Below are 5,355 nucleotides of genomic sequence, written 5' to 3'. Positions count from 1 at the left end.
CCCCTACCGCCCGCCCCGCCCCGACCGGTGCGCGCGACGGCAGGCCGCCGTCCGAGGTGCTTCTACAATGGTGTAGAGATGACGTCCCGGCGGAAGGGGTCGGCGGACGGTCGGCGTCCTTAGGATGGCCGACCGGACAACGGACGGCGGCGAAGAGGAGACTGGACGTGACGGATCACCGGCGGCGCCCCCCGCGGCGGGCGCAGGGCGAGCTGGAGGCGTCGGTGCTGTCGGCGCTGCGGGCGGCCGACGGGCCGGCGACGGCCGGTTGGGTCCAGGAACGCCTCGGCGGCGGCCTCGCCTACACCACGGTGATCACGATCCTGACGCGGCTGCTCGCCAAGGGCGCGGTCACCCGCGAGCGCGACGGCCGCTCCTTCGCCTGGCTGGCGGCCTCGGACGAGGCGGGCCTGGCCGCCCACCGGATGCGCAGGGTCCTGGACGCCGAACACGACCGCGAGGCGGTCCTCGCCAGCTTCGTCACCGGTCTCGGCCCCGACGACGAACGGCTGTTGCGCGACCTCCTCGGACAGCATCCCGACGACGACGCCACCGGCGACGACGGGGAAGACTGACGCCGCATGGGGCTCTTCGTCTTCCTGCCGCTCGTGCTCCCGCTCACGGCCTGGCCCCTCACCCGGCTCGCCGAACACCATCTGCACCCCCGCACCGCCACCAGACTGCTCACCGGGGTCGCCGCCGTCATGGCCGTGTGCAGCACCGTGTGCCTGGGCCTGCTGATGGTGGTCGGCACGGCGCAACTGCCCGCCAACCCCCTGCCCGACGGCTGGTCGGACCCGGAGGTGCGCAAGGCCGTCCCCTACGACGAGTTCGCCGGCAAGGCGGCCGTCCCCGCACTGCTGGCCGTGGCCCTGAACTGCGGACGCACGCTGTGGCGGCACCACCGGGTGCGCCGCCTCGCCCACCGCGCCCTGGCCGGACTGCCCCTCACCGAGGCGGCGGTCCTGCCCGACGGGACGCCCTACGCGTACGCCCTGCCCGGCGGCCGCCGGGACCGGATCGTCGTGACCACCGCCCTGCTGGAGCGTCTGCGGCCGGCCGAACGCCGGGCGCTGTTCGCGCACGAGCGCGCCCACCTGACCGCCGGCCACCACCGCCACCTGCTCGCCGTGCGACTGGCCGCCCAGGCCAACCCGTTCCTGCGGCCGCTGCGGACGACCGTCGCCTACACGGCCGAGCGCTGGGCCGACGAGGACGCCGCCCGCGCCGTCGGCAGCCGACGCACCGTGGCGCGGGCGATCGGCAGGGCCGCACTGGTCTCCCACGGCGCGCCCCACGTCACGCTCGCCGGCCTGGCCGCGCCGGGACCCGTGCCGCGCCGGGTCACGGCCCTGCTGGGGCCCGCACCCGCGGCGCGGCGACGGCCGTCGTTCTTCACGGCCGCGGGCCTGGCCGTCTGGGGGGCGGCCGCCGGGACGGCCGTCTCGGCGATGTCGTCGGCGAACGCGGCCGTCACCCTGCTCGTCATCCTGCACGCCGCGACGCCCCTGTGACCGCGCCGGGAACACGGACCCGCTCGCACTCGTTGCCAAGGTGAACGTTCCAGTGAAGGAGTCACCCATTGTCCGCCAGATCGACGGACTCCCCGGGGCACAGTCCCCGACCATCCCGCCGCATCCCCTCTGAGGACGGCACACACGGCACACGGCGGGGTGGTGTGCGATGACGAGTGCCGTCCTCGGCCTTCTGGCCGTCCTGCTGCTCACCCTGGGCACGGGCTACTTCGTGGCCCAGGAGTTCGCATACGTGTCCGCCGACCGTCTCGCCCTGGCCCGTCAGGCCGAGGCCGGGGACCGCGGGGCGGCCCGGGCCCTGAAGGTGCTGGAGCGGCTGTCGTTCATGCTGTCCGGCGCGCAGCTCGGCATCACCGTCACCGGACTGGTCGTCGGCTTCGTCGCCGAGCCGTCGGTGTCCGCCCTGCTCGAACCCGCCCTGTCGGGCGCCGGCCTGCCCGAGGGAGCCGTCTCCGCGGTCTCCGTCGTGCTCGCGTTCGTGCTCGCCACGGTCGTGCAGATGGTGATCGGCGAGCTGGCCCCCAAGAACCTCGCCCTCGCCGTCCCCGAGCGGCTGGCGAAGTCCCTGGCCGGCTCCACCCTGGCGTATCTGCGCGTCGTGGGGCCCGTCGTGCGCGTCTTCGACGGGGCGGCCGACCGGCTGCTGCGCCGCGCCGGCATCGAACCGGTCGAGGAACTGCACCACGGCGCGACCCTGGAGGAACTCGGCCACCTGATCGGCGAGTCCCACGAGCAGGGCCGGATCCCGGCGCGCACGGCGGAACTCCTCGACCACGCCCTGGAGTTCTCCGAGCGCACCCTCGACGAGGTCATGGTGCCGCGCGCGGACTGCGTCTTCGTCCGCGAGGGCACGAGCCTCGCCGAGGCCGTCGAACTGATCGCGGCGCACGGCCACTCCACCTATCCGGTGCTCGGCGACCATCCGGACGACGTCATGGGGGTGCTCGGGGTGCGCGAACTGACGGCGCTGCCGGCGGACCGCTTCCCCGGCACCACGGCCGCCGAGGCCGCCCGCCGCCCCCTGCTGCTGCCGGACACGCTCCCGCTGCCGGACGCGGTGGAGCACATGCGCACCCACGGCGACGAGTTCGCGGTCGTCCTGGACGAACACGGCGGGGTCGCCGGCATCGTCACCTACGAGGACATCGCCGAGGAGCTCGTCGGCGACATCGCCGACGAGTCCGACCGGGTCACCGACGTGGCGGTCGCCGACGGCGACGGCTGGCTGGTGGACGCGGGCCGGCGGCTCGACGAGGTGGCCGAGGCCACCGGCGTCGTCCTGCCCGAGGAGGACGACTACGACACCGTGGCGGGCCTGGTCGTCGACCGGCTGGGCCGCTTCCCGACGGTCGGGGACCGTCTTTCCGTCGACCTGCCGGGCGGCGGCCGGGCGCTGATCGACGTCCGCGCCCTGGATCGTCACGTGCCCGACCGGGTGCGCATCGCGGTGCGGGAAGGCGGGCGGTCATGAGTCTGCCCGCAGCGCTCTTCGTCACCATCCTGCTGCTGATCGGCAGCGGGTTCTTCGTCGCCGCCGAGTTCGCCCTCGTCGCGGCCAGACGGCACCGGGTGGAGAAGGCGGCCGCCGAGGGGCGGCGCGGCGCGGGCGCGGCTCTCGCCGGCATGCGCGAGCTGTCGCTGATGCTGGCCGGAGCCCAACTGGGCATCACGGTCTGCACCCTGGGCCTCGGCTCGGTGTCCAAGCCCGCGATCTCCCACGCGCTCGACCCGCTGCTGCACGGCCTGGGGCTGCCCAGCGCGCTCAGTTACGGCGTCGCCTTCGCCGTCGCCATGACCGTGGTGGTGTTCCTGCACATGGTCGTCGGCGAGATGGCCCCGAAGTCCTGGGCCATCGCGCACCCCGAACGCTCGGCGATGCTGCTCTCGCCGCTGTTCCGCGCGCTGGTCAACGCCGTCCGGCCGCTGATCCGGGTGCTCAACGCGCTGAGCAACGCCCTGGTGCGGCTGTGCCGGGTCACCCCGCGCGGCGAGCTGACGTCCGTCCACGACCGTGAGCAACTCGCCCATCTCGTCGCGGAGTCCGAGCGGCTCGGACTGATCGGCAAGGACGACTCCGAGCTGATCGCCAACTCGCTGACCGAGCCGCAGACCCCGGTCGCCCGCCTGCGGATCCCCGCCGAGCTGATCACCTCGGTGCGGGCGGAGGCGGACGTGGCGGAGATCCTCGCCGTCGCGGCCGCACACGACCACAGCCGTCTGCTGGTCCGTGACGGACAGGGCGTCGTCGGCTCCGTCCACGCCCGTGACGCCCTGGTCGCCCGCGCCCGCGGCCGTGCGGTCACCGCCCGCGACCTCGCCCGGCCCGTGCCCGAACTGGCGGCCCGGGACACCGTGGGCGACGCCATCGAGGCGCTGCGCCGCCGCCGGGCGAGCCTCGCCGTCGTCCGCGACGAGGACGGCCGGCTCGCCGGTCTCGTCACCCTGGACGACCTGCTCGCGCGGCTGCTGCATCCGCGCACGCCGTGAGCGGGCCGACGTCAGCCCGTGGTGCAGGAGACGGTGGGCCAGGTCCAGTTGCCGTTGGGTTGGACGGTGACGCCGAAGGTGTTGCCGCTGCCGTTGGGTTTGGCGGTCATGACCTGGGCGCTGGGGAAGCTCGCGCTGGTGTTCCAGGTGGAGAGGACCTTGGCGGGGGAGGGGAGGTTCATGGTGACGGTCCAGTTGCTGGAGCCGCTGACCGCGACGTTGAGGTTGTAGCGGTCGCCCCACTGCTGCCCGGCCGACAGCGTCGCCGAACAGCCGCCGCCGCCGCCACCTCCTCCCCCTCCGCCGCCGGAGCCGCCGTCGGGCGCCACGGCGCGGCCCGTCTGCGGGGAGATCATCCCGGCGCACAGGCCGCGGGCGGCCAGCCCCTGTGCGATCCGCGGGACCGCCGCGATCGTGTTGGCCGGCCAGTCGTGCATCAGGATGACCTGGCCGTTGGTGAGCCGCCCCGCGGCCTGCACGATCGCGTCGGTGCTCGCGCCGTTCCAGTCCTGCGAGTCCACGTCCCAGATGACCTCCGTCAGGCCGTACCTGGCCTCGACGGAGCGCACCGTGGAGTTGGTCTCGCCGTACGGCGGCCGGAACAGTTTCGGGGTGCCGCCGCCCGCGCCCGCGATCGCCTGCTGGGTGCGGGAGATCTCCGAGTCGATCTGCGACTGGCTCTGCTGGGTCAGATGCGGGTGGGTGTAGCTGTGGTTGCCGACCCACATGCCGGCGTCGACCTGGGCCCGCACCTGGGCGGGACGGGCCGCGGCGTACTGCCCCTCGTTGAACATCGTGGCCCGCAGCCCGTTCTGCCTGAGGGCGTTGAGCAGGGTGGACGTGGTGCCGGACGGGCCGTCGTCGAAGGTGAGCCCGACGTAGCCGTTGCAGGCGGCCGCCCGCGCCGGAGCGGCCTGCGCCGGAGCGGCGGTCTGGACGGTGAGGGTGCAGGCGGCGGCCGTCGCGAGGACGGCCAGCCTCGCGACCAGGGCGCGAGGGGAGAGTCGTGGTCCGGTGCTCATGACGGAGTGCTCCTCCAGCCGGGGCGAGGGGGTGGGGGTCAGCTCGCGGTGCAGGAGACGGTGGGCCAGGTCCAGTTGCCGTTGGGTTGGACGGTGACGCCGAAGGTGTTGCCGCTGCCGTTGGGTTTGGCGGTCATGACCTGGGCGCTGGGGAAGCTCGCGCTGGTGTTCCAGGTGGAGAGGATCTTGGCGGGGGAGGGGAGGTTCATGGTGACGGTCCAGTTGCTGGAGCCGCTGACCGCGACGTTGAGGTTGTAGCGGTCGCCCCACTGCTGCCCGGCCGACAGCGTCGCCGAACAGCCGCCGCCGCC

General features: G+C 74.0%; 5 protein-coding genes and 1 pseudogene. 4 read left to right on the top strand and 2 right to left on the bottom strand.

Features of this window, described 5'->3' with window-relative positions:
- Positions 1-167 precede the first annotated feature (167 nt).
- From KMS84_RS31310 to KMS84_RS31295, 4 genes are all read left to right on the top strand, one after another.
- The gene (locus KMS84_RS31310; RefSeq protein WP_256919854.1) at positions 168-575 is read left to right on the top strand and encodes a BlaI/MecI/CopY family transcriptional regulator; all 408 of its coding nucleotides are present in this window, start codon (positions 168-170) and stop codon (positions 573-575) included.
- 6 nt (positions 576-581) lie between these two features.
- On the top strand, positions 582-1,514 hold the full coding sequence (locus KMS84_RS31305; protein ID WP_256919853.1) for a M56 family metallopeptidase: 933 nt from the start codon (positions 582-584) through the stop codon (positions 1,512-1,514).
- Positions 1,515-1,683: 169 nt separating this feature from the next.
- Positions 1,684-3,006 carry a hemolysin family protein gene (locus KMS84_RS31300; RefSeq protein WP_256919852.1) on the top strand — a complete coding sequence of 441 codons (1,323 nt, stop codon included), beginning with the start codon at positions 1,684-1,686 and terminating at the stop codon, positions 3,004-3,006.
- Complete coding sequence (locus KMS84_RS31295; RefSeq protein ID WP_256919851.1) at positions 3,003-4,022, top strand: hemolysin family protein; 1,020 nt, start codon at positions 3,003-3,005, stop codon at positions 4,020-4,022. Before KMS84_RS31300 ends, KMS84_RS31295 begins: the two co-directional genes overlap by 4 nt.
- 11 nt (positions 4,023-4,033) lie before the next feature.
- Here the strand turns inward: KMS84_RS31295 and KMS84_RS31290 are convergent, their stop codons facing one another.
- Both KMS84_RS31290 and KMS84_RS31285 read right to left on the bottom strand, forming a co-directional pair.
- Positions 4,034-5,044: a polysaccharide deacetylase family protein gene (locus KMS84_RS31290; RefSeq protein WP_256919850.1), complete on the bottom strand. Its 1,011-nt coding sequence runs from the start codon at positions 5,042-5,044 to the stop codon at positions 4,034-4,036.
- 38 nt (positions 5,045-5,082) lie between these two features.
- Positions 5,083-5,355, bottom strand: a pseudogene (locus KMS84_RS31285) (glycoside hydrolase family 11 protein); the annotation flags it as partial.

It is taken from the genome of Streptomyces hilarionis (assembly GCF_024539675.1).
In the GTDB taxonomy this organism is placed as follows: domain Bacteria; phylum Actinomycetota; class Actinomycetes; order Streptomycetales; family Streptomycetaceae; genus Streptomyces; species Streptomyces hilarionis.
Note: the sequence above shows the minus strand (reverse complement) of the source record. Positions and strands in the feature narration are given on the sequence as shown.

Coding starts and splice junctions, on each gene's coding strand:
- KMS84_RS31305 (WP_256919853.1), top strand. CDS start 582: ATGGGGCTCTTCGTCTTCCTGCCGCTCGTGCTCCCGCTCACGGCCTGG.
- KMS84_RS31295 (WP_256919851.1), top strand. CDS start 3,003: ATGAGTCTGCCCGCAGCGCTCTTCGTCACCATCCTGCTGCTGATCGGC.
- KMS84_RS31290 (WP_256919850.1), bottom strand. CDS start 5,044: ATGAGCACCGGACCACGACTCTCCCCTCGCGCCCTGGTCGCGAGGCTG.
- KMS84_RS31300 (WP_256919852.1), top strand. CDS start 1,684: ATGACGAGTGCCGTCCTCGGCCTTCTGGCCGTCCTGCTGCTCACCCTG.